Annotated in this window: 19 protein-coding genes and 1 riboswitch; of the genes, 13 read left to right on the forward strand and 6 right to left on the reverse strand. The window is 61.6% G+C overall.

The genetic code is table 11. The features are described 5' to 3' along the window. The first annotated feature begins 80 nt into the window (after positions 1–80). Both msbA and hldE read left to right on the forward strand, forming a co-directional pair. Complete coding sequence (gene msbA, locus NVB75_RS22530) at positions 81–1886, forward strand: lipid A export permease/ATP-binding protein MsbA (protein ID WP_258343391.1); 1806 nt, start codon at positions 81–83, stop codon at positions 1884–1886. 129 nt (positions 1887–2015) lie between these two features. Continuing rightward, positions 2016–3437, forward strand: coding sequence for a bifunctional D-glycero-beta-D-manno-heptose-7-phosphate kinase/D-glycero-beta-D-manno-heptose 1-phosphate adenylyltransferase HldE (gene hldE / locus NVB75_RS22535; protein WP_258343393.1), 1422 nt, complete (start codon positions 2016–2018; stop codon positions 3435–3437). Between the two features lie 132 nt (positions 3438–3569). Here the strand turns inward: hldE and NVB75_RS22540 are convergent, their stop codons facing one another. The 4 genes from NVB75_RS22540 to NVB75_RS22555 form a co-directional block, all read right to left on the reverse strand. Further along, positions 3570–4538, reverse strand: coding sequence for a metal ABC transporter ATPase (locus tag NVB75_RS22540; RefSeq protein ID WP_258343395.1), 969 nt, complete (start codon positions 4536–4538; stop codon positions 3570–3572). Between the two features lie 41 nt (positions 4539–4579). Then, positions 4580–5392, reverse strand: a complete 813-nt coding sequence (locus tag NVB75_RS22545; RefSeq protein ID WP_258343397.1) for an aldo/keto reductase — start codon at positions 5390–5392, stop codon at positions 4580–4582. Then, the gene (locus tag NVB75_RS22550; RefSeq protein WP_258343398.1) at positions 5389–6564 is read right to left on the reverse strand and encodes an FAD-binding oxidoreductase; all 1176 of its coding nucleotides are present in this window, start codon (positions 6562–6564) and stop codon (positions 5389–5391) included. Before NVB75_RS22550 ends, NVB75_RS22545 begins: the two co-directional genes overlap by 4 nt. Before the next feature lie 153 nt (positions 6565–6717). After that, entirely contained in the window at positions 6718–7053 is a 336-nt protein-coding gene (locus tag NVB75_RS22555) for a multidrug efflux SMR transporter (RefSeq protein WP_003209492.1), read from the reverse strand. A gap of 199 nt (positions 7054–7252) precedes the next feature. On the opposite strand from NVB75_RS22555, the gene NVB75_RS22560 reads away from it, so the two are divergent. Together NVB75_RS22560 and waaA are read left to right on the forward strand one after the other, a co-directional pair. Then, positions 7253–8143 carry a LysR family transcriptional regulator gene (locus tag NVB75_RS22560; protein WP_076015520.1) on the forward strand — a complete coding sequence of 297 codons (891 nt, stop codon included), beginning with the start codon at positions 7253–7255 and terminating at the stop codon, positions 8141–8143. A 23-nt stretch (positions 8144–8166) separates the two neighbouring features. Further along, entirely contained in the window at positions 8167–9444 is a 1278-nt protein-coding gene (waaA, locus tag NVB75_RS22565) for a lipid IV(A) 3-deoxy-D-manno-octulosonic acid transferase (protein ID WP_258343402.1), read from the forward strand. Between the two features lie 122 nt (positions 9445–9566). Here the strand turns inward: waaA and NVB75_RS22570 are convergent, their stop codons facing one another. Further along, complete coding sequence (locus NVB75_RS22570; protein WP_258343403.1) at positions 9567–11006, reverse strand: TolC family outer membrane protein; 1440 nt, start codon at positions 11004–11006, stop codon at positions 9567–9569. 196 nt (positions 11007–11202) lie between these two features. Next, a riboswitch (TPP riboswitch) is annotated at positions 11203–11308 on the forward strand. 145 nt (positions 11309–11453) lie between these two features. On the opposite strand from NVB75_RS22570, the gene thiC reads away from it, so the two are divergent. Beyond that, positions 11454–13358, forward strand: a complete 1905-nt coding sequence (gene thiC / locus NVB75_RS22575; protein ID WP_258343405.1) for a phosphomethylpyrimidine synthase ThiC — start codon at positions 11454–11456, stop codon at positions 13356–13358. Between the two features lie 189 nt (positions 13359–13547). Then, positions 13548–14837 (forward strand): putative hydroxymethylpyrimidine transporter CytX, encoded by a 1290-nt coding sequence (cytX, locus tag NVB75_RS22580; protein WP_258343407.1) that lies wholly within the window; start codon positions 13548–13550, stop codon positions 14835–14837. On the opposite strand, the gene NVB75_RS22585 is transcribed toward cytX, so the two are convergent. After that, the gene (locus NVB75_RS22585) at positions 14806–15552 is read right to left on the reverse strand and encodes an RsiV family protein (protein ID WP_258343408.1); all 747 of its coding nucleotides are present in this window, start codon (positions 15550–15552) and stop codon (positions 14806–14808) included. The genes cytX and NVB75_RS22585 overlap by 32 nt on opposite strands. A 211-nt stretch (positions 15553–15763) precedes the next feature. Here NVB75_RS22585 and NVB75_RS22590 point away from each other — a divergent pair, with 211 nt between their 5' ends. The 7 genes from NVB75_RS22590 (at position 15764) to NVB75_RS22620 (ending at position 22159) form a co-directional block, all read left to right on the forward strand. Then, complete coding sequence (locus NVB75_RS22590; RefSeq protein WP_003209505.1) at positions 15764–16381, forward strand: NUDIX domain-containing protein; 618 nt, start codon at positions 15764–15766, stop codon at positions 16379–16381. Continuing rightward, a complete protein-coding gene (locus NVB75_RS22595) occupies positions 16372–16821 on the forward strand; it encodes a DUF1249 domain-containing protein (protein WP_003209507.1) in 450 nt (149 codons plus the stop codon). The genes NVB75_RS22590 and NVB75_RS22595 overlap by 10 nt, the downstream gene beginning before the upstream one ends. 99 nt (positions 16822–16920) lie before the next feature. Further along, positions 16921–17736: a 3',5'-cyclic-AMP phosphodiesterase gene (gene cpdA / locus NVB75_RS22600; RefSeq protein ID WP_258348718.1), complete on the forward strand. Its 816-nt coding sequence runs from the start codon at positions 16921–16923 to the stop codon at positions 17734–17736. 352 nt (positions 17737–18088) lie between these two features. Further along, positions 18089–18697, forward strand: a complete 609-nt coding sequence (locus tag NVB75_RS22605) for a YqiA/YcfP family alpha/beta fold hydrolase (protein ID WP_258343410.1) — start codon at positions 18089–18091, stop codon at positions 18695–18697. Positions 18698–18741: 44 nt separating this feature from the next. Beyond that, positions 18742–20646, forward strand: coding sequence for a DNA topoisomerase IV subunit B (gene parE, locus NVB75_RS22610; protein WP_003209518.1), 1905 nt, complete (start codon positions 18742–18744; stop codon positions 20644–20646). After that, a complete protein-coding gene (locus tag NVB75_RS22615) occupies positions 20646–21641 on the forward strand; it encodes an esterase-like activity of phytase family protein (RefSeq protein WP_258343411.1) in 996 nt (331 codons plus the stop codon). The genes parE and NVB75_RS22615 overlap by 1 nt, the downstream gene beginning before the upstream one ends. Further along, complete coding sequence (locus NVB75_RS22620) at positions 21638–22159, forward strand: TIGR02281 family clan AA aspartic protease (protein ID WP_167664818.1); 522 nt, start codon at positions 21638–21640, stop codon at positions 22157–22159. The genes NVB75_RS22615 and NVB75_RS22620 overlap by 4 nt, the downstream gene beginning before the upstream one ends. Positions 22160–22162 lie beyond the last annotated feature (3 nt).

Genomic DNA, 22162 nt, shown 5'->3' on the forward strand with positions numbered 1-22162 from the left:
GGGCCGCGGTTGTGCTGCGTGCAAGTACAACAGAGAAGCTGTGCTAAAGTCAGCCTCCTTTTTCAAAACCGCCGCGTGATATGACCGACTCCAGTCCGAGCGCAAGCCCTTCGAGCTTGAAAATATACTTCCGCCTGCTCAGCTACGTTAAGCCTTATGCCGGCTTGTTCGCGCTGAGTATCGTCGGCTTTCTGATTTTCGCATCGACCCAGCCAATGCTGGGCTACATCCTCAAGTACTTTGTCGACGGCCTGTCCAACCCTGAAGCGGTGTTGTTCCCCACGGTACCTGGTCTGCGGGACCTGCAACTGCTGCAGGCCGTGCCGCTGCTGATCATCCTGATCGCTGCGTGGCAGGGCCTCGGCTCGTTCCTGGGCAACTACCTGCTGGCCAAGGTTTCCCTGGGCCTGGTGCATGACCTGCGGGTGCAACTGTTCAACAACCTGCTGACCTTGCCGAATCGCTATTTCGACAATCACAACTCCGGGCACCTGATTTCCCGCATCACCTTCAACGTGACCATGGTCACCGGTGCGGCGACCGATGCCATCAAGGTAGTGATTCGCGAAGGCATGACGGTGATCTTCCTGTTCGCCTCGCTGCTGTATATGAACTGGCGCCTGACCCTGGTGATGATCGCGATCCTGCCGTTGATTGCTGTGATGGTCAGCACCGCGAGCAAGAAATTCCGCAAGCAGAGCAAGAAGATCCAGGTTGCAATGGGTGACGTCACCCACGTTGCCTCGGAAACCATCCAGGGCTACCGGGTAGTGCGCAGCTTCGGTGGTGAGGTATATGAGCAGAAGCGCTTCCTCAAGGCCAGCCTGAGCAACACCAACAAGCAACTGCGCATGACCCGTACCGGCGCGATCTACACGCCGGCGCTGCAACTGGTGATCTACAGCGCCATGGCGGTGCTGATGTTCCTGGTTTTGTACCTTCGCGGTGATGCTTCTGCAGGTGACATGGTGGCCTACATCACGTTGGCCGGCCTGTTGCCCAAGCCGATTCGTCAGCTCTCTGAAGTCAGCTCGACCATCCAGAAGGGCGTGGCCGGTGCCGAAAGCATTTTCGAGCAGTTGGACGAAGATGTGGAAATCGATCGCGGCACCATTGAGCGTGACAAGGTCAGCGGCCGCCTGGAAGTGCGCAACCTGAACTTCACCTACCCGGGCACCGATCGCCATGTGCTCAAGGACATCACCTTTACCGCAGAGCCCGGGCAGATGGTTGCCCTGGTGGGCCGTTCGGGTAGCGGCAAGTCGACCCTGGCCAGCCTGATCCCGCGTTTCTATCACCACGAGAGCGGTGAGATTCTGCTGGATGGCGTGGAAATCGAAGACTATCGCCTGCTCAACCTGCGTCGGCACATCGCCCAGGTGACTCAGCACGTGACCCTGTTTAGCGACACCGTGACCAACAACATCGCTTACGGTGACCTGGCCGGCGCACCGCGGGCCGATGTCGAGGCGGCGGCGGCCGATGCCTATGCCAAGGACTTCATCGATCAGTTGCCCAAAGGCTTCGATACCCAGGTCGGCGAAAACGGCGTGCTGCTGTCCGGTGGCCAACGCCAGCGCCTGGCAATTGCCCGGGCCTTGCTCAAGAACGCTCCGCTGCTGATCCTCGACGAGGCGACTTCGGCGCTGGATACCGAGTCGGAGCGCCATATCCAGGCAGCCCTGGACAAGGTCATGCAAGGCCGCACGACCCTGGTGATCGCCCACCGCCTGTCGACCATCGAGAAGGCCGACCTGATCCTGGTGATGGACGATGGCCGGATTGTCGAGCGTGGTACCCACGGCGAACTGCTGGCGCAAAACGGTTATTACGCCCGCCTGCACGCCATGGGCCTGGACGCGCCGATCCCGGCCGACATCACCTGATGTACCGGCGTGAGGGGCCTGGCCCCTCACGCCATTGCCCTCGCAACATCTTCTCTGCACACCCCGACAAGCCTTTGACAACCCTGTGGTAATATCGCGCCCCTGTTCATTTTGTATGTGGGTTGCTCCATGAAGTTGTCCATGCCGCGATTCGATCAAGCCCCTGTCTTGGTGGTCGGCGATGTCATGCTCGACCGTTACTGGCATGGCGGTACCTCACGGATTTCCCCTGAGGCACCGGTACCGGTAGTCAAGGTCGAGCAAATCGAAGACCGTCCAGGTGGCGCTGCCAACGTTGCCCTCAATATTGCCGCTCTCGGCGCCCCGGCCTCCCTGGTGGGTGTGACCGGCGACGACGAAGCCGCCGACAGCCTGGCCAACAGCCTGCGTGGCGCTGGTGTGCGTGCGTTGTTCCAGCGTATTCCCCACCAGCCGACCATCGTCAAGCTGCGGGTCATGAGCCGGCACCAGCAATTGCTGCGTATCGATTTTGAAGAACCCTTCGCCACCGACGCCCTGGCCCTCAGTGCCCAGGTCGACGAGTTGCTCGAAGGCATCAAGGTGCTGGTGCTGTCCGATTACGGCAAAGGCGCCTTGAGAAACCACCAGATGCTGATCCAGGCCGCCAAGGCCCGGGGCATTCCGGTACTGGCGGATCCCAAGGGCAAGGACTTCTCGATTTATCGGGGTGCCAGCCTGATCACGCCGAACCTCAGCGAATTTGAAACCATCGTCGGCGGTTGCGTCGATGAGCACGAGTTGGTCACCAAGGGCGCCAAGCTCATGGCCGACCTCGACCTGGGCGCCTTGCTGGTAACCCGTGGCGAACACGGCATGACCTTGCTGCGCCCTGATCACCCGGCGATGCACCTGCCAGCGCGAGCCCGTGAAGTGTTCGACGTGACCGGGGCCGGTGACACGGTGATTTCCACCCTGGCCGCCTCCATTGCCGCCGGTGAAGAGTTGCCCCACGCAGTGGCCCTGGCCAATCTTGCAGCGGGCATTGTGGTTGGCAAACTGGGTACGGCTGCCATCAGCGCACCTGAGCTGCGCCGCGCCATCCAGCGTTCCGAGGGTTCGGAGCGCGGTGTGTTGAGTATCGAACAACTGCTGTTGGCGATTGACGATGCCCGTGCCCATAAAGAGAGCATTGTCTTCACCAATGGTTGCTTCGACATCCTCCACGCCGGTCACGTGACCTACCTGGAGCAGGCGCGGGCCCAAGGCGATCGCTTGATCGTGGCGGTCAACGACGATGCGTCGGTCAGCCGCCTGAAAGGGCCTGGCCGCCCGATCAACAGTGTCGACCGTCGCATGGCGGTACTGGCGGGCCTGGGGGCGGTGGACTGGGTGATCAGCTTTGCCGAGGGGACACCGGAAAACCTGTTGGCCCAGGTCAAGCCGGACGTACTGGTCAAGGGCGGTGATTATTCGGTCGACCAGGTGGTCGGTGCCGATATCGTCAGTGCTTATGGCGGCAAGGTCAAAGTGTTGGGGCTGGTTGAAAACAGCTCGACCACGGCGATTGTCGAGAAGATCCGCAATAACTGATGGTGGGAGCGGGCTTGTGTGGGAGCGAGCTTGCTCACGAAAGCGGTGGATCAGTCACACATATGCTGACTGACACTGCGCTTTCGCGAGCAAGCCCGCTCCCACATTCGGCCGCCGTGACCTGACGTCCGGTTACCGGTTGGCTTTTTTCTTCGGCACGATCTTGCGCAAGATCTGCCGCGCCTTGCCGGTCAACCGCTTCAATTTCGACTCTTTTTCTGGCGCGCTCAGCCCCTGCTGCCGCAGCCAATCCTTCCAGCGGATCCGCTCATCACGCACTACCCAGCCTTCCTGCTGTGCAAAGCTCTCAGCCAGATATAACCCTCGCGTACTCGCCGGATACAGCTGATCCTTCTTCAAGGTATACAGCTCTGCACACGGCTGTCCGTCCTTCAGCGGCATCAGGTACAGGTCCGGGCGCTGGCGGTCCAGGCGGGCCACCAGTTGGTCGCCCTCCAGGCGCTCGTCCACATGAAACAGACTCAGGGACTTTGCTTCCTTGGGTACTTCCAGGCGCAAGTCATAAATCAACTGCAGCGAAGCCGTCGGCAGGTGCACGTAAGCGCGTGGCCGTTCAATCAATTGCATGGTGGCGCAGCGCACCGGGCGCGCGGCCCCGGACAGCGGTGAGAGACGAAACGGCAACGCTTCGCGGTAGTGCAGGGCAGACGAGTAGGGGGCCGGAAGCCAGGTGTCGTTGAAGCGCCCGCCCAGCCAGCCTTCCGGGGTTTCCAGCAGGCATTCCTCGGCGATTTCCTGGATGGCGGTGTGCAGTGGCAGGTTCAGCTCGTGGGCCGGCACATAACCGGAGATCAGCTTGAGCACAACGTCGCCACGGTCTTGCCGACGCTGGCGCACCAGCACCCAGTAATCACGGTTCTGCCAATGCAGCGTCAGGCGCACCGAGACACCAAGGTTGGCCAGTTCCAGCACGAAACGCTCAGTGTCTTTCACCTCCACCGGCTTGCGCCGTTGCAGGGTCTGGGCGAAGTTGAGCGGCATGCCGACGCTCTGGTAACTCAAGCCTTCGGGCGTGGCTTCGACATGCAGCGGCAGTGTTTTAAAGTTACTCGGGTTTTTTCTAATGAGCGTTCGCGCCATGTCGGCTCCTTCTTGCGTCGGGGTCGGCCGCGTCGGCGGCATCAGAGTTGGCGAATGACCTTGGCAGCGGTCGCTACGTTATGGGCGAGGTGCAGCGGATTGATGGTCCCGACAATAGCACTGGCCACGCCGGTTTGCGCAAACAACAACATGAAACTGGCGTAAATTGGATCCACTCCTGATTCCAGGCAGACATGGCCACTGGCTAGTGCCTTTTTCACCAGGATGCCTTTGCCATGGGCGGCAGCATAATCAATGACGGCTTTCTCGGCCTGTTCGTTCAGATTGTAGGTAACCATGGCGCAATCGCCTTGTTCCAGAGCCTTCACACCGCCCTCGACGGTTTTGCCCGAGAAGCCGAAACCACGGATCTTGCCCTCGCGCTTGAGGTCCTCCAGGGTCTGATACACCTCGCAGTCGTTGAGGATATGCAGGTCATTGCCGTCGGAGTGCACCAGCACTAGGTCGATAAAATCCGTTTCAAGTCGTTTCAGACTGCGCTCCACTGAAAGCCGGGTGTGGGCCGCGCTGAAATCGTGGTGGGACACGCCCTCGGCGAACTCCTCACCCACCTTGCTGACGATCACCCATTCCTGGCGCTGACCACGCAACAGCGGGCCCAGGCGTTCTTCGCTGCGGCCATAGGCCGGCGCGGTGTCGATCAGGTTGATGCCCAATTGCCGGGCCTGGCGCAGCAGCATCCGCGCGGCATCGTCATCGGGAATCTGGAAGCCGCTGGGGTATTTCACCCCTTGGTCGCGGCCCAGCTTGACGGTTCCCAGTCCCAGCGGCGAAACCATCAAACCGGTGCTGCCCAATGGGCGATGAAGGTCATGCAGGGTCGGCAGGGTCATGGCAGCAGTTGCTCCCAGGCAGGTTGGGCGATGGCGGGTTTTGGCAGGTCGGGGAGCGTTTCCGTGACACTTGGCTTGATGCCGTCACGTTCCAGTGCGTTGATCACCCGATCAGCGAAGTCCGGCGCCAATGCCAGCTTGGTCGGCCAGCCCACCAGCAGGCGATCCTGCTCGGCGAGGAAGGCGTTGTCCGGGCGGGTCAGGCCTGACTGCAACGGCTCGGCGCGGTCCACGCGCAGGGTCGCCCACTGAGTCTGGCTCATATCGATCCAGGGCAGCAGCTGCGCCAACTCCTTTTGTGCGGTGGCGATCTGTTGCTCCGGGGTGCGGGCCACACCTTCGGCCTCGGCGATATCGCCGCCGAGGTACCACACCCAATTGCCATCGGCGGCGGGGTGTGTGGTCACAGTGATGCGCGGCTTGGTGCCGCCACCCAGGCAATGGGCGTAGAGCGGCTTCAGGCCGGGGCCCTTGGCGATGATCATGTGCAGCGGTCGACGTTGCATGGCGGGTTGGCTCAGGCCCAGGGCGCTGAGCAAATCCGCAGTGCCGCCACCGGCGCTGAGGACGATACGCTGGGCGCGGATCTCGCGGCCATCGACCTTCAGGCCTGCCAGCGTGCCGTCTTCCATTAACGGTTCGATCTTCTCCCCGGCGAGCAAGCCATCACCGGCCAGTTGCGCCAGGCGTTCGATCAGGCTCGGGACGTCGATCACCAGTTCGGCCAGGCGATAGACCTTGCCCTTGAAGCGTCGGTCCTGCAGGGCCGGTGGCAGGTCATCGCCCTTCACTTGGTCCACACGGCCACGCACGGCCTTGCTGGCGAAGAAGCTGGTGAGGTTGCCGGCGATAGTCCCCGGCGACCACAAATAGTGGGCTTCGGACAGCAGGCGTACGCCCGAAAGGTCCAGCTCGCCGTTGCCCGCCAAGGCTTCGCGCCAGCGGCGGGGCATGTCGGCGATGGCTTCGGAGGCGCCGGTCAGGGCACCATGCAGTGCGTATTTCGCACCGCCGTGGATGATCCCCTGGGACTTCACGCTTTGCCCGCCGCCGAGGGTGGCGCTTTCCACCAGCACCGTGGAAAAGCCCTGGCGGCGCAGGCGCGCATTGAGCCAGAGGCCGGCAACCCCGGCGCCGACAATTAGAACGTCGGTGGAAATAACGGATGGCATGCAGCGACCTCAGTGTTCAAGACAGGCTGCGCAGTATACAGGCTCATGCAGTGAATCTTCGCCCCAGCGCTCCCTAATGACAGGCGCACCGTAGGAGCTGTCGAGTGAAACGAGGCTGCGAGTTTCAGCCTCAGTTGAGTCTCACGTGAACGCTCAGTGCCCGGCCGTTTTCGAGAACAACTGAATCACCACCACCCCCAGCACAATCAGGCCCATCCCGAGCATCGCCGGGATATCCAGTTTCTGCCCATAGATAAACAGCGCGGCGATGCTGACCATCACGATGCCCATCCCGGCCCACACTGCATACGCGACACCCACCGGCACGGTGCGCACCACCAGCGTCAGCATCCAGAAGGCCACGCCGTAACCGACGATCACCAGCAACAGCGGGATCGGCGTGCTGAAACCCTTGATCGCTTTCATGGAAACGGTGGCGATCACTTCCGAGCAGATGGCAATGGCCAGGTAATAGTAGGCGGCGTTCATGGGTAAATCCTCGGTACAGGGGGCAACCGCAGGAGCGAGCTTGCTCACGAAAATCGTCAACGATAACGCAGCGCATCTGGTTTAACGCGGCGTGCTGAGGTTTTTCGCGAACAAGCTCGCTCCTGCAAAGGTCGGCATTTTAGAGAATTACCAGATGCGGTAAAGTCATTACCTATCCGAATTAAAGATGGGTTGAGCCATGAGCGTGCAATGGAGTCTTGAGCAGATGCGCCTGTTTGTCAGCGTCGCCGAGCAGCGTTCGTTTTCGGCGGTGGCACGGGACCAGCGCAGGGCACAGTCGGCGGTCAGCAATGGGATTGCCTTGCTGGAGGCGGACCTGGGCCTGTGCCTGTTTGATCGCAGCAGCGGCCGCCAGCCCCGTTTGACCGAGGCCGGCACGGCATTGCTTGAAGAGGCGCGGGAAGTCTTGCGCCAGTGCGAGCGCCTGAATGGTCGCGCCTTGTCGTTGATGCGCGGCGAAGAGGCGCGCCTGCGCCTGGCCCAAGATGAAGCCATGCTCTATCAGCCGGTGCTTGATAGCCTCGAAGCGCTGGCGGGAAAATTTCCCAGCCTGGAAGTGCAGTTGTCCAGCGCGGCCCAAGGCGATGTCGCACGCAAACTGGTGGAGCGCAAGGCCGATCTGGGCCTGCTGTTCTATCACGATCAAATCCCCGAAGCGCTGGAGCGTCGGGTGCTGGGCAGTGTGGAGATGGTGACCGTGTGCGGTATCGGTCATCCCATGGCCAAGGAACAGTTCGTGGATTGCCAGCGCCTGGCACAGTTTCGCCAGTTGCTGATGGCGACCCAGACCAGTGTGTATCCCGGCAGTGAGGCCGCCAGCCCGCAAGTGTGGCGGGCTGACAGTTTCTACGTGCTGGCCGAATGGCTGGCGCGCGGCCTGGGTTGGGCCTGGTTGCCGCGGCATGTGGTGCAGTATCCGGCCTATCAGAACCAGATGGTCGAACTGAACAGCGAATGGACCCCGCCGGCGCTGGTGGTGGAGTTGGTCTGGCGCCGCGACGAGCCCCTCGGCCCGGCCGCGCGTTTCCTTGCAGAACGTTTTGCCGAGTGCTTGCAGGCGATCGACTGAAAAAGCCGATAAACTCCGCCGCCATGAATAGAACTCTCTACAGCTGTCTGTTTTACCTGGCGCTGCCGTTGGTGGCTTTACGTCTGTGGCTGCGGGCCCGCAAAGCGCCGGCTTACGCGAAGCGCGTGGGTGAACGCTTTTCCTATGGCTTGCCGGTGATGCAGCCTGGCGGGATCTGGGTGCACGCCGTGTCGGTGGGTGAAAGCATCGCCGCTGCGCCGATGATTCGCGGGCTGCTGGAACGTTATCCACAGCTGCCGATCACCGTCACCTGCATGACGCCCACCGGTTCCGAGCGGATCCAGGCGTTGTTCGCCAACGAGCCGCGCATCCAGCACTGCTACCTGCCATACGATTTGCCCTGTGCGGCCAAGCGGTTTCTCGATCGTGTGCAGCCCAAACTGGCGGTGATCATGGAGACCGAGCTGTGGCCCAACCATATTCATCAATGCGCCAAGCGCGGGATCCCCGTGGCATTGGCCAACGCACGGCTGTCGGCCCGGTCGGCCAAGGGTTACGGACGTTTCGCCAAGTTGACCGCGCCGATGCTGGCGGAAATGAGCCTGTTCGCCGTCCAGACCGAAACCGAGGCCGAGCGTTTTCGCAGCCTGGGTGCACGGCCCGAGACCGTCGAGGTCACCGGTTCGATCAAGTTCGACCTGACCATCGACCCGCAACTGCTGGAGCGCGCCGCCGCCTTGCGTGATCAATGGCACGCCAGCGAACGCCCGGTATGGATCGCCGCCAGCACCCACGAAGGCGAAGATGAAGTGGTGCTTGCCGCCCATCGCCAGTTGCTCGCCAGCTATCCCAATGCCTTGCTGATTCTGGTGCCGCGCCATCAAGAGCGCTTCAACCCGATGTTCGAGCTGTGCCAGCAACAGGGTTTCGCCACGGTGCGTCGCTCCAGCGGCGAGGCGGTGACGGCGCAGACATCCGTGTTGCTGGGCGACACCATGGGCGAGTTGCTGTTTCTTTATGCCCTGGCCGACAGCGCCTTCGTCGGCGGCAGCCTGGTCGCCACGGGCGGGCATAACCCGCTGGAACCGGCGGCCTTGGCCAAGCCGGTTATCTGCGGGCCCCACGTGTTCAACTTCCTTGAAATCAGCGCAATGATGCGTGACGCCGGCGCGTTGCAGGAAGTGGACGATGCCGAGGGTTTGGCGGTGGCGGTGCAGCGTTTGTTCGAGCTGCCGCGTGACGCGCAGAGAATGGGGCAGGCGGGGCTGGCGGTGATGCGCGCCAATCAGGGGGCGTTGAAGCGTTTGCTGGATGGGTTGGGCAGACTGCTTAACGTCTAACAACACAAATCAAATGTGGGAGCGGGCTTGCTCGCGAATGCGCAGTGTCAGTCAGCGAATAAGTCGACTGATACACCGCTTTCGCGAGCAAGCCCGCTCCCACATTGGGTTAACGGGCGGTCTTAGTAACCCGGGTTAGCCTTCAACTGCGCCGCAGCCGCCTTGGCCAGGTCCGGCGGCAGGAAGTCCTTGTCCGGGTTGTAGTCGGCCTTCAGGTACCGCGCCAGATCCTGCAGATCCCCCGGGTTCAGCGTTCCCGCCGCCTGCTTCAAGCGCAGGTTGTCGAGGATGTAGTCGTAGCGGCTGTTGTTGTAGTTGCGCACCGAGGTGTAGAGCTGGCGCTGGGCGTCCAGCACATCGACGATATTGCGCGTGCCCACCTGGTAACCGATTTCCGTGGCTTCCACCGCGCTCTGGTTGGAGATGATCGACTGACGGCGCGCCTGCACCTGCTCCACATCGGTGTTCACCGCGCGGTGCAGGTTACGGGTGTTTTCCACCACCTGGCGACGCAGGCCTTCGCGCTGCTGCTCGGTCTGCCCCAGGCGGGAATAGGATTCGCGCACTTGCGAGCTGGTCAGGCCGCCGCTGTACAGCGGGATCCTCAACTGCAAGCCTACAGTGCGTTGCGACACGTCACCGTGATACGGCTGGCCGAAGGCGCTCGGGTTACTGAAACCCAGGGCATCGTTGTCACCTTTTTCATATTGCGCCACGGCATCCAGGGTCGGCGCGTGGCCGGCCTTGCGTTGCTTGAGGGTTTCTTCGGCGGCGGTGACCGCATAGTTGCTGGCCAGCAGGTTCAGGTTCTGGCGCCCGGCGGTTTCGACCCAGGCCTTGGCGTCGTTCGGCGACGGCGGCAGCACCGGCAGCGTGTGCACGATGCCCTGGATCGAGTTGTACTGGCGGTTGGTCAGGGTGATCAGCGCTTCGAAGGCGTCGTCCACCTGGCGCTGGGCCAGGATCCGGTTGGCGCGGGCGGTGTCGTAGCTGGCCTGGGATTGCAGCACGTCGGTCTTGTCCGACAGGCCCACGTCAAAGCGCTCGTTGGACTGGTCCAGCTGGCGTTTGAAAGCCGCTTCTTCGGCCTTGGTCGAGGCCAGGTTGTCCTGGGCCCGCAGCACGGCGAAGTAGTTTTCGGCGCTTTGCAGGATCAGGTTCTGTTCGGTGGCCGAGAGTTGCAGCGAAGCCTGTTCGTTGACGGCTTCGGCAGCCTGCAACTGGAACCAGCGATCAGCGCGGAACAGTGGCTGGCTCAAGGTCGCGCGCCAGGAATGCGCATCGCGGTTGACCGTGGCCGCAGGTTGATCGAGCTGGGTGCGCACATTATTGATGTCGGCACCGGCCGACAGGTTCGGCAGCAAGCCAGCGCGGGCCTGGGGCACCACTTCTTTCTGCGCGCCGTATTGGGCGCGGGCGGCGGCCAGGTCGGCGTTGTTGTCCACCGCTTCCTGGTAGACGCTGACCAGGTCGGTTTTGGTCGTCAGGGGCGCTTCAGCTGCCCAGACCAGTCCGTTGGTCGCACAAGACACGGCGAGAGCCAGTGAAAGTTTGCGCAGCATGAGGCGATCCCTAGAGTAAATATTACGGCGATAATTTGGAGCCCAAGGCTAAGGCGGCCCATTCCTGGCGTCAAGACCTCAAGCAGTCACCGAGTGTAGTGGCGCTATCACGGCACAACAATCCTGTAATTACGCCATTCATCACGATGAATGCACCGCCGTTGGCAATTTGCCTGCTCCATGGTCTAGACTGGCCGCGTTCTTGTCGGGGTGCCTTGTTGGAAGGCTGAGATCGGTAAATACCGGATCCCGTTGAACCTGATCAGGTTAGCGCCTGCGTAGGGAACAAGATTTCTCGTCACCCGGCGAGTCCTCTTGTGCTTCGTCCGGGATGTTGTTCGACAATCGAACAGCCCGTGCGCCAAGCACAGCACTGTCACAGTGCGTCCATCCGTCACAGGTTCACTCCGACAAAAATCCACCGCCTGGATAGTTGGAGAGCCCGTGATGAGCATCGAATTAAAAAGCCAAAAATCAAAAAACACCGTGCACCTGAGTGAATCGGCCAAGGTCGACTCCGGTTCCGTACAGCCTTTTACCCGCTCGCAAAAAATCTACGTCCAGGGCACCCGTCCGGATATCCGCGTGCCGATGCGCGAAGTCAGCCTCGACGTGACCCCCACCGACTTTGGCGGCGAAATCAACGCGCCCGTGGTGGTCTACGACACCTCCGGCCCGTACACCGACCCGAATGTGATCATCGACGTGCGCAAAGGCCTGGGCGATGTGCGCTCGCCGTGGATCGAATCCCGTGGCGACACCGAGCGCCTGTCGGGCTTGAGCTCGCACTTCGGCCAACAGCGTCTGAGCGATGCCGAGCTGACCGCGCTGCGTTTCGCCCACGTGAAAAACCCGCGCCGCGCCAAGGCCGGGGCCAACGTTACCCAAATGCACTACGCCCGCAAAGGCATCATCACCGCCGAGATGGAATACGTTGCCATCCGCGAAAACATGAAGCTGGAAGAAGCCCGTGCCGCCGGCCTGCTGGAGCAGCAACACGCCGGCCACAGCTTCGGCGCCAGCGTGCCGAAAATCATCACCCCGGAATTTGTGCGCGAAGAAATCGCCCGTGGCCGCGCGATCATCCCGGCCAACATCAACCACACCGAGCTGGAACCGATGATCATCGGCCGTAACTTCCTGGTGAAGATCAACGGCAACATCGGCAACAGCGCCCTGGGTTCGTCCATCGAAGAAGAAGTGGCGAAACTGACCTGGGGCATTCGCTGGGGTTCGGACACGGTGATGGACCTGTCCACCGGCAAGCACATCCATGAAACCCGCGAGTGGATCATCCGCAACTCGCCGGTGCCGATCGGTACCGTGCCGATCTATCAAGCTCTGGAAAAAGTCGGCGGCGCCGCTGAAGACCTGACCTGGGAGCTGTTCCGCGACACCCTGATCGAACAGGCCGAGCAGGGCGTCGATTACTTCACCATCCACGCCGGCGTGCTGCTGCGCTACGTGCCGCTGACCGCCAAGCGCGTCACCGGCATCGTTTCTCGTGGGGGTTCGATCATGGCCAAGTGGTGCCTGGCGCACCACAAAGAGAACTTCACCTACACCCATTTCGACGAAATCTGCGAAATCATGAAGGCCTATGACGTCAGCTTCTCCCTGGGAGACGGCCTGCGCCCGGGCTCGATTGCCGACGCCAACGACGCCGCACAATTCGGCGAGCTGGAAACCCTTGGCGAACTGACCAAGATCGCCTGGAAGCACGACGTGCAAACCATGATCGAAGGCCCGGGCCACGTGCCGATGCAGTTGATCAAGGAGAACATGGACAAACAGCTGGAGTGCTGCGACGAGGCGCCGTTCTACACCCTCGGCCCACTGACCACCGACATCGCGCCGGGTTATGACCACATCACCTCGGGCATCGGGGCGGCGATGATCGGCTGGTTCGGTTGCGCGATGCTCTGCTACGTCACGCCGAAGGAACACTTGGGCCTGCCGAACAAGGATGACGTGAAGACCGGGATCATCACCTACAAGATCGCGGCGCATGCGGCGGACTTGGCCAAGGGGCATCCGGGGGCGCAGATTCGTGACAACGCGTTGAGCAAGGCGCGCTTTGAATTCCGCTGGGAAGACCAGTTCAACCTGGGCCTGGACCCGGACACGGCGCGTTCGTACCACGACGAAACCTTGCCGAAGGACTCGGCCAAGGTCGCGCATTTCTGCTCGATGTGCGGGCCGAAATTCTGCTCGATGAAAATCACCCAAGAAGTGCGTGAGTACGCGGCCAACCAGCGCATTGAAGCGGTGGATGTGGACGTCGCCAAGGGACTGGCAGAGCAGGCGGAGCGGTTCAAGCAGGAAGGTAGTCAGCTGTACAAAAAGGTCTGAATCAGAACCTGTGGCGAGGGAGCTTGCTCCCGCTGGAGTGCGCAGCGCTCCCGGAATCTGGATCGGTGTTTTAACTGACACTCATCAGTTGCAGGTTTTGGGGCGGCTTCGCCGCCCAGCGGGAGCAAGCTCCCTCGCCACAGGGGGTTTTCCTGATTCAAATAATAGTGTTCCTCTGAGATAACACCCTTGAGCATTCAACCCAGCACCTATTCCCCAGACATCGCAGTCCCCTTGGACAAACGCGTCTTCGGCGCCCGCGATCTCTTCTCCTTGTGGTTCTCCCTGGGCATCGGCCTGATGGTCCTGCAAACCGGCGCGCTGTTGGCGCCGGGACTGGGCCTGTCCGGCTCGTTGCTGGCGATCTTCCTCGGCACTCTGGTCGGCGTCCTGCTGCTGGCCGCCGTCGGCGTGATTGGCAGCGACACCGGCCTGTCCTCCATGGCTGCCCTCAAACTCAGTCTCGGCAACAAGGGCGCAAGCCTGCCGGCGCTGCTGAACCTGCTGCAGCTGATCGGCTGGGGCTCGTTCGAAATCATCGTGATGCGCGACGCCGCCAGCCTGTTGGGCGCTCGCGCGTTCAGCGAAGGCAGCCTGCTGACCAGCCCATTGTTCTGGACCCTGGTATTCGGCGCCCTCGCGACCTTGCTCGCCGTCAGCGGTCCGCTGACCTTCGTACGGCAGATCCTGCGCAAGTGGGGCATCTGGCTGTTGCTGGCGGCCTGCCTGTGGCTGACCTGGAACCTGTTCGCCAAAGCCGACCTGGCTGCACTCTGGGCTCAGGCCGGTGACGGTTCGATGCCATTCGCCGTGGGCTTCGATATCGCCATCGCCATGCCGCTGTCCTGGCTGCCACTGATTGCCGACTACTCGCGCTTCGGCAAACGCGCGAAAAACGTGTTCGGCGGCACGGCGCTGGGTTTCTTTATCGGTAACTTCTGGCTGATGAGCCTGGGCGTGGCCTACACCCTGGCGTTTGCGCCGAGCGGTGAAGTGAATGCGTTACTGCTGGCATTGGCCGGGGCGGGCCTGGGGATTCCGCTGCTGCTGATTCTGCTGGATGAATCAGAAAATGCCTTCGCCGATATTCACTCGGCGGCGGTGTCCAGCGGGATTCTGTTGCGTTTGAAAGTCGAGCACCTGGCGTTGGCCATCGGCGTTATCTGCACGCTGATCGCCTGCTTCGCGCCATTGGCGCAGTACCAGAACTTCCTGCTGCTGATCGGTTCTGTGTTCGCGCCGCTGTTCGGCGTGGTGCTGGTGGATCACTTCATCCTGCGCCGCCGTGGCCTTGGCGTCGCTGCCAACCTGCGCTGGCCGGCGCTGTTGGCCTGGCTCGGTGGCGTCAGTACTTATCACTTGCTGGCGAATCTGTACCCGGATGTCGGCGCGACCCTGCCGGCGCTGGTGCTGGCAGGGCTGTTGCACTTCATCCTGGGCCGGGCCTTCAGTGGCGTGCGGGCACCAGCTCAGGCTTGATCACGCCGGTCAGGCGCGCATAGGGGATGGTCATTTCGATCAGCCCCAATGCGTAGGGCGCGATGGTGGTCACGTTGTACTTGAGCACCACGCCATTGCTGGTCAAGGCCACATTCGGGGTTTTCTGGAACGGCCAGCTCTTCACAAACTCCGGGTCGCGGTCCATCTGCGAGTTGATCAGCCAGTTGTTGTGGGCGACTTTCGCGGTCTTCCAGAACGCATCTTCCTGGCCCGGCAACAGCATGTCGGTCAGGCTCAGCTCTTTGTGCAGCAGGCGTGAATAGTTGATGAAACCGCGGCCCGGCTCGCCGTGGGCGGTGCCGGTGTCCAGGTAGCTGGACACTTCGATGATCACCAGTCCGTCATGCTGCTCACGTACCTTGGCCTGCAAGTACATGCTGTTGCGGTCAGGCGACTCACGCAAGAACTTGTCGCGGTAGGCGTTCAGGGTGGCGGGCATGCTCTGGCCTGGCGAGGTGCGGGCCATCTGCAGCAGGCGCTGTTCGATGATCTGGTCCAGCTGTGGTTCCGACGGGAAGTGCACGGTGTCGATGTTTACCAACGGGCAATCCGGGCTGCTGCAGCCGGGTTTGATCTGCTCGGAGGCGTCGGAGGTGGTGTCCAGCGGCTTGAGATAGCTCGGTTGGAACAGGCTCTGGCAAGCACCCAGGGTCAAGGCGATACAGGCCACGGAGGCGATTTTTAAAAGCGACATGTGTGTCCTTCATAAATCGAGGAAAGGTGAAAATGTGGAGCTTCGACTCCCGACAAGGCAGTCAGTTCGCCACTAAGCTGATTAGAGTGAGTTTGACGCCCGCCGTCTATCCCGGCAACCGGAAAGGGGCTGCATCAAGGGGCACGAGCGCGTTAGGATGGCGCGATGTCGAGGCCGCCTCGATACCGCAAGGCAAAAAACGAGGGTTGATATGACGGACACAGCGAAATCGACGCCGAGCAAGGTTGAGATTGTTCAGCGCGACAATGCCTATAAGGGCTTCTACAAACTGGATCGGCTGAAGCTGCGGCACGAGAAGTTTGATGGCGGCATGAGCCGTGAGCTCAATCGCGAAGTCTTTGTTCGTCATGACGCCGTGTGTGTGCTGCCCTACGACCCGCAGCGCGACGAAGTGGTGCTGATCGAGCAGTTTCGCGTAGGCGCCATGGGCCGTACCGACAATCCATGGCTGATCGAAATGGTCGCCGGCCTGATCGATAAAGATGAGCAACCGGAGGAGGTTGCACACCGCGAAGCCGAAGAGGAAGCTGGCCTTACCTTCTCTGCACTCTGGCCGATCACGAAGTACTTTCCGTCGCCGGGTGGCAGCACCGAATTTGTCCACTTGTTCCTGGGCCGTTGCGAAAGCGCCGGGGCCGGTGGCGTCCATGGACTGGAAGAGGAAGCTGAAGATATCCGCGTCACCGTCTGGGCCTTTGAAGACGCCCTGCAAGCGGTACGTGACGGTAAAATTTCCAACGCAGCGAGCATTATTGCCCTGCAATGGCTTGCGCTTAATCGCGCGGAAGTGAGGGGGTTATGGCAGTAAAGGCACGGGAGCGATATCGGGTTGACCTGATCGGGCTGCAAGCAGCCTGCGAGGCCAACTATGCACGGCTCATGCGGCTGCTGCCGGACATGCGCCACACCCCCGAGGCGCGGCGCATTGCCGTGACCCACGGCGACCAGATGCTCGGTGTGCTGACCCTGGAAGTGATCGTGAACTGCCCGTACACCACCACCCTGCGGGTGCGCCAGGAGCACAGTCTGCCGTGGCTGCCGGTGCCGCAGCTGGAAGTGCAGGTGTACCACGACGCGCGCATGGCCGAAGTGATCAGCGCCGAACATGCACGACGCTTTCGCAGCATCTATCCTTACCCCAATGTGTTCATGCACCAGCCCGATGAGAAAGCCCAGCTCAATGTGTTCCTCGGCGAATGGTTGAGCCACTGCCTGGCCCTGGGCCACGAGTTCGAAGTCGTTCGATAGATGTGAACTGTGTCCGCTTCACGGGTTTCCTCTTTGTGTCCTGCCCCAGCATAATCGCCTCAAATGTCCATTCCTGTGATCACGCCCTGGGAGAACGCCTTGCCGAGCGTATCCGCCTTGAACCCTGACGCTTCGGCGTTGCTGGTGCAGTTGTCCGATAGCCACCTGTTTGCCGAGGCGGACGGCGGGCTGCTGGGCATGAAAACCCGCGAGAGCCTGCAACGGGTGATCGAGCTGGTGCTGGCGCAGCAGCCGCAGATTGAGCTGGTGCTGGCCACCGGGGATTTGTCCCAGGACGGTACGCTGGAGTCGTATCAGGCGTTTCGTGACATGACCCGACAGATTGAAGCGCCGGCGCGGTGGATTCCGGGGAATCACGATGAGCCGCAGGTGATGCTGCAAGCGGCGATCAACAGTGCGTTGCTGGAACCGGTTGTGGATGTGGGTAACTGGCGGATTACCCTGCTGGACTCGGCGGTGCCGGGCTCGGTGCCGGGGTATTTGCAGGACCAGCAACTGCAACTGTTGGCGCAATCGTTGAGTGAGGCGCCGACTCGGCATCATCTGGTGTGTTTTCACCATCATCCGGTGTCGATTGGGTGTGCTTGGATGGAGCCCATCGGTTTGCGTAATCCTGAGGCGTTGTTTGCGGTGCTGGATCGGTTCCCTCAGGTGCGTGCGGTGCTTTGGGGGCATGTGCATCAGGAAATCGACCGCGAACGCAACGGCGTGCGTCTGCTGGCTTCGCCGTCCACCTGCATCCAGTTCGCCCCCGGCAGCGAGGACTTCAAGGTGAGCGAGGAAGCGCCCGGTTATCGCTGGCTGCGCCTGCATGCCGACGGACGGTTGGAAACCGGCGTGGAGCGGGTGCAGGGCTTTGCGTTTCAGGTGGATTACGGTAGCAGCGGGTACTGACGGCTTTGGGGGCGGCGGCCTACCGGCCGGCTTGAATGTTAAAAGCGAAAGCAAAGCTGCTTTCCTGTAGGAGCGAGCTTGCTCGCGAAAAACCTGAGACCGCCGCGTTGAATCAGGATGCCCGCGTCATCGTTAACGACCTTCGCGAGCAAGCCCGCTCCCACATTTGGACCGTGCCCGCTTCTGGTTTTGCTGTTGCTTTTGCTTCACCACACTCAAGCCGGCCGGTAGGCCGCTGTGCTATCAGCCCTCACCCAAATAACGGATATGCACCCAGAAACCCCGCTAGAGCCTAGCCCTCAAGTTCCCTGTAAACTGCCCCCTCTTTGAGCTGACCCACAGAGGACCCGGAATGTCCGCATCGATCTTGTATATCCACGGCTTCAACAGCGCTCCCGCCTCCAACAAGGCCAGCCAGTTGATCACCGTGATGGGCAGCCTCGGTCTGGCCGACCAGTTGCGCGTGCCGGCCCTGCATCATCACCCCCGCCAGGCGATCCCCCAGTTGGAGGCGGCTATCCGTGAGCTCGGAAGGCCACTGCTGGTAGGCAGCTCCCTCGGCGGCTACTATGCAACCCATCTTGCCGAACGCCATGGCCTCAACGCCTTGCTGGTCAACCCGGCAGTCAGCCCTCATCGGATGTTCGACGGATACCTGGGCACCCAGAAGAACCTCTACACCGATGAAACCTGGGAATTGACCCACGATCACGTTGCAGCCCTGGCCGAGCTGGAAGTACCGGCGCCTCAGGACCCCCAGCGTTATCAGGTGTGGTTGCAGACCGGCGATGAAACACTGGATTATCGGCTCGCCCAGCAGTATTACCGGGCCTGTGCCTTGCGCATCCAGGCCGGTGGCGACCACGGTTACCAAGGTTTTGCCCAGCAGTTACCGGCGCTGTTGAGTTTTGCCGGCATTGGCGCAGATCAGTACCAATCCTTCGATTTCACCGCATTGTGAAACCGCAGGTTACTTTTTAATCGAACGACTCACGACGAGACCCCATGGCCACTCCCAGCGCTAGCTCTTATAACGCCGACGCCATCGAAGTCCTCTCGGGCCTCGACCCGGTGCGCAAACGCCCCGGCATGTACACCGACACCAGTCGGCCGAACCACCTTGCCCAGGAAGTCATCGACAACAGTGTCGACGAAGCCTTGGCCGGGCACGCCAAGTCGGTACAAGTCATCCTTCACGCCGACCATTCCCTGGAAGTGTCCGACGACGGTCGCGGCATGCCGGTGGACATTCACCCGGAAGAGGGGGTGTCGGGCGTCGAGCTGATCCTCACCAAGCTGCACGCCGGCGGCAAGTTCTCCAACAAGAACTACCAGTTCTCCGGTGGCTTGCACGGTGTGGGTATTTCCGTGGTCAACGCCCTGTCGAACCACGTGCGGGTCAAGGTCAAGCGGGACGGCAACGAGTACCAGATGACCTTCGCCGATGGCTACAAAGCCACCGACCTGGAAGTGATCGGCACCGTCGGCAAGCGTAACACCGGCACCAGCGTGTACTTCGCGCCGGACCCGAAATACTTCGATTCGCCCAAATTCTCCATCAGCCGCCTCAAGCATGTGCTCAAGGCCAAGGCTGTGCTGTGCCCGGGCCTGCTGGTCAGCTTTGAAGACAAAGGCACCGGCGAAAAGGTCGAGTGGCATTACGAAGACGGGCTGCGCTCCTACCTGGAAGACTCCGTCAGCGAATTCGAACGCCTGCCCAACGAGCCGTTCTGCGGCAGCCTGGCGGGTAATAAAGAAGCGGTGGACTGGGCCTTGCTGTGGCTGCCGGAAGGTGGCGACAGCGTTCAGGAAAGCTACGTCAACCTGATCCCGACCGCCCAGGGTGGTACCCACGTCAACGGTTTACGCCAGGGCTTGCTGGACGCCATGCGCGAATTCTGCGAATACCGCAGCCTGCTGCCGCGCGGCGTGAAGCTGGCGCCGGAAGACGTCTGGGAGCGGATCGCGTTCGTCCTGTCGATGAAGATGCAGGAGCCGCAATTCTCCGGCCAGACCAAGGAACGCCTGTCGTCCCGCGAGGCTGCGGCGTTCGTCTCGGGCGTTGTGAAGGATGCCTTCAGCCTGTGGCTCAACGAACACCCTGAATTGGGCCTGGCCCTGGCAGAGCTGGCGATCAACAACGCCGGCCGCCGCCTGAAGGCCAGCAAGAAAGTCGAACGCAAGCGCATTACCCAGGGCCCGGCACTCCCGGGCAAGCTGGCGGACTGCGCCGGGCAAGACCCGATGCGCTCCGAGCTGTTCCTGGTGGAAGGTGATTCCGCCGGCGGTTCGGCCAAGCAAGCGCGGGACAAGGAATTCCAGGCGATCCTGCCCCTGCGCGGCAAGATCCTCAACACCTGGGAGGTCGATGGCAGCGAAGTGCTGGCCAGCCAGGAAGTGCACAACATCGCCGTGGCCATCGGTGTCGACCCGGGTGCGGCAGACATGAGCCAGTTGCGCTACGGCAAGATCTGCATCCTCGCCGACGCCGACTCCGACGGTTTACACATTGCGACCTTGCTCTGTGCGCTGTTCGTCCAGCACTTCCGCCCGTTGGTGGATGCCGGTCACGTCTATGTCGCCATGCCGCCGCTGTACCGCATCGACTTGGGCAAAGAGATTTTCTACGCCCTGGACGAAGCCGAGCGCGATGGCATCCTCGATCGCCTGGTGGCCGAGAAGAAACGCGGCAAACCTCAGGTCACTCGATTCAAAGGCCTGGGTGAGATGAACCCGCCGCAATTGCGGGAAACCACCATGGACCCGAACACCCGGCGCCTGGTGCAGTTGACCCTGGAAGATTTCGCCGCTACCTCGGAAATGATGGACATGTTGCTGGCGAAGAAACGCGCGCCGGATCGCAAGAACTGGCTGGAGTCCAAGGGCAACCTGGCCGAGGTTCTGGGCTGATGCGCAGCGGTTTCGCCCTGGCGATACTGTTGTTGAGCGGGTTGGCGACCACTTCGGTGGTCGCGGCGCCTGTGGCTGAGCTGAAGCTGTTGTCGGAACACCCGGTGGAAGGCATGCGCGGCGGAAACCTGTCGGGCCTGGCCTTATGCGGTAACGAATTGTGGACAGTCTCCGATCGCGATGACGACCAGATCTACCGGCTCGATACCGCCGGTGACGTCTGGAAAGCAGAGAAGTACGGGATTGACGTGCCGCCGGTGCCGGAGTCGGGTTTGCCCTTTGGCTTGCGTTCGCGCACCAAGGCGGCTTCGTTGATTCGCGGTGGTGATCTGGATTTTGAAGGCATCAGCTGCGATGCGGCGGGCAACCGTTACATCGTCAGCGAAGCCCACGCGGCGGTGCTGCAAGTGCCGGTGACCGGTGAGCCCGAGTGGTTGAAGATCGCCCCGGGCATGGTGCGTGAGGCGCGGGCCAGTGGGATGCTGCTGCACTTCAACGCGCTGTTTGAAGGCATCGTGGTGAACCCGGAAGGCAATCAAATCTGGCTCGCAGCAGAGCGTGAGCGGCGCGGGTTGATCTCCATCAAGCGCCCGCAAACCCTCTGGGATTGTGACGGCCCTTGTGTACTGCTGAGCGAGGCCGGCCAGGAGATGCAGCCGGCGCAGTTTCCGGGCGCCAAGGCGGTGTCCAAGGACTTTGCCGACCTGGCGCTGTTCAATGGCAAGCTGTTTACCCTGGAGCGCAATGCGTTTCAGGTGTGTCGCCGGGATGCGGTCACGGCCCAGGTGGAGTTGTGCTGGTCGTTTGCCGATGAAGCGCTGACGCCGAATCGGCGTTATGCCCAGGCCTATGGATTGGCCGAAGCCTTGGTGGTGGACGCTGACGGTGCCTGGATCGGTATCGACAATAACTTCGGTGCCCGCGCCGATGGCGAAAAGCGGCCGATGGTCTATCGTTTCGCCGCCCCTGCGGGTGGCTGGAGCGCCAAGCCATGAGTGCGCAACCTCCCGGCAAGCGCGCCGGCCGAGTGTTGATGTTCGTCGCGTGGGGCGCCGGCCTGTTTTTGGCGACCCGATTTTTTGGACAGTGGGAAGCGCGACAGGAAAATCCCAATGCCGTGGTGACCTCGGAGCAACACGAGGGTTATGTCGAAGTAAAATTGCTGGGCAACGGCCAAGGGCATTTCGTCGCCACTGGCCAGATCAACGGCCAGCCGGTGCAGTTCATGCTCGACACCGGGGCCACCGACGTGGCGGTTCCGGCCGAATTGGCCGACCGTCTCGGGCTTAAGCGCGGCATGCCGGTTGGCGTGAGTACGGCCAACGGGCGAACCCAAGGCTTCCGGACCGAGCTGGGCCGCCTGCAACTGGGCGATATCGTCCTTCAGGACGTGCGCGCCATCGTGGTACCGGGTTTGGGCGATGAACAGGTATTGCTGGGCATGAGTGCATTGAAACAACTTGAATTTACCCAGCGCAGCGGCACCTTGCTGCTGCGCCAGACCAAACAATGATGA

The sequence above is a fragment of the Pseudomonas sp. CBS genome, from assembly GCF_024734645.1.
Lineage (GTDB): Bacteria > Pseudomonadota > Gammaproteobacteria > Pseudomonadales > Pseudomonadaceae > Aquipseudomonas.

Bases quoted from the DNA above. Each gene is read 5' to 3' on its own strand.
- NVB75_RS22620 (WP_167664818.1), top strand. From the start codon at position 21,638: ATGAGTGCGCAACCTCCCGGCAAGCGCGCCGGCCGAGTGTTGATGTTC.
- waaA (WP_258343402.1), top strand. From the start codon at position 8,167: ATGAATAGAACTCTCTACAGCTGTCTGTTTTACCTGGCGCTGCCGTTG.
- NVB75_RS22560 (WP_076015520.1), top strand. From the start codon at position 7,253: ATGAGCGTGCAATGGAGTCTTGAGCAGATGCGCCTGTTTGTCAGCGTC.
- NVB75_RS22585 (WP_258343408.1), bottom strand. From the start codon at position 15,552: ATGTCGCTTTTAAAAATCGCCTCCGTGGCCTGTATCGCCTTGACCCTG.
- NVB75_RS22605 (WP_258343410.1), top strand. From the start codon at position 18,089: ATGTCCGCATCGATCTTGTATATCCACGGCTTCAACAGCGCTCCCGCC.
- NVB75_RS22570 (WP_258343403.1), bottom strand. From the start codon at position 11,006: ATGCTGCGCAAACTTTCACTGGCTCTCGCCGTGTCTTGTGCGACCAAC.
- hldE (WP_258343393.1), top strand. From the start codon at position 2,016: ATGAAGTTGTCCATGCCGCGATTCGATCAAGCCCCTGTCTTGGTGGTC.
- NVB75_RS22595 (WP_003209507.1), top strand. From the start codon at position 16,372: ATGGCAGTAAAGGCACGGGAGCGATATCGGGTTGACCTGATCGGGCTG.
- NVB75_RS22555 (WP_003209492.1), bottom strand. From the start codon at position 7,053: ATGAACGCCGCCTACTATTACCTGGCCATTGCCATCTGCTCGGAAGTG.
- parE (WP_003209518.1), top strand. From the start codon at position 18,742: ATGGCCACTCCCAGCGCTAGCTCTTATAACGCCGACGCCATCGAAGTC.
- NVB75_RS22550 (WP_258343398.1), bottom strand. From the start codon at position 6,564: ATGCCATCCGTTATTTCCACCGACGTTCTAATTGTCGGCGCCGGGGTT.
- NVB75_RS22615 (WP_258343411.1), top strand. From the start codon at position 20,646: ATGCGCAGCGGTTTCGCCCTGGCGATACTGTTGTTGAGCGGGTTGGCG.
- NVB75_RS22590 (WP_003209505.1), top strand. From the start codon at position 15,764: ATGACGGACACAGCGAAATCGACGCCGAGCAAGGTTGAGATTGTTCAG.
- thiC (WP_258343405.1), top strand. From the start codon at position 11,454: ATGAGCATCGAATTAAAAAGCCAAAAATCAAAAAACACCGTGCACCTG.
- NVB75_RS22540 (WP_258343395.1), bottom strand. From the start codon at position 4,538: ATGGCGCGAACGCTCATTAGAAAAAACCCGAGTAACTTTAAAACACTG.
- msbA (WP_258343391.1), top strand. From the start codon at position 81: ATGACCGACTCCAGTCCGAGCGCAAGCCCTTCGAGCTTGAAAATATAC.
- NVB75_RS22545 (WP_258343397.1), bottom strand. From the start codon at position 5,392: ATGACCCTGCCGACCCTGCATGACCTTCATCGCCCATTGGGCAGCACC.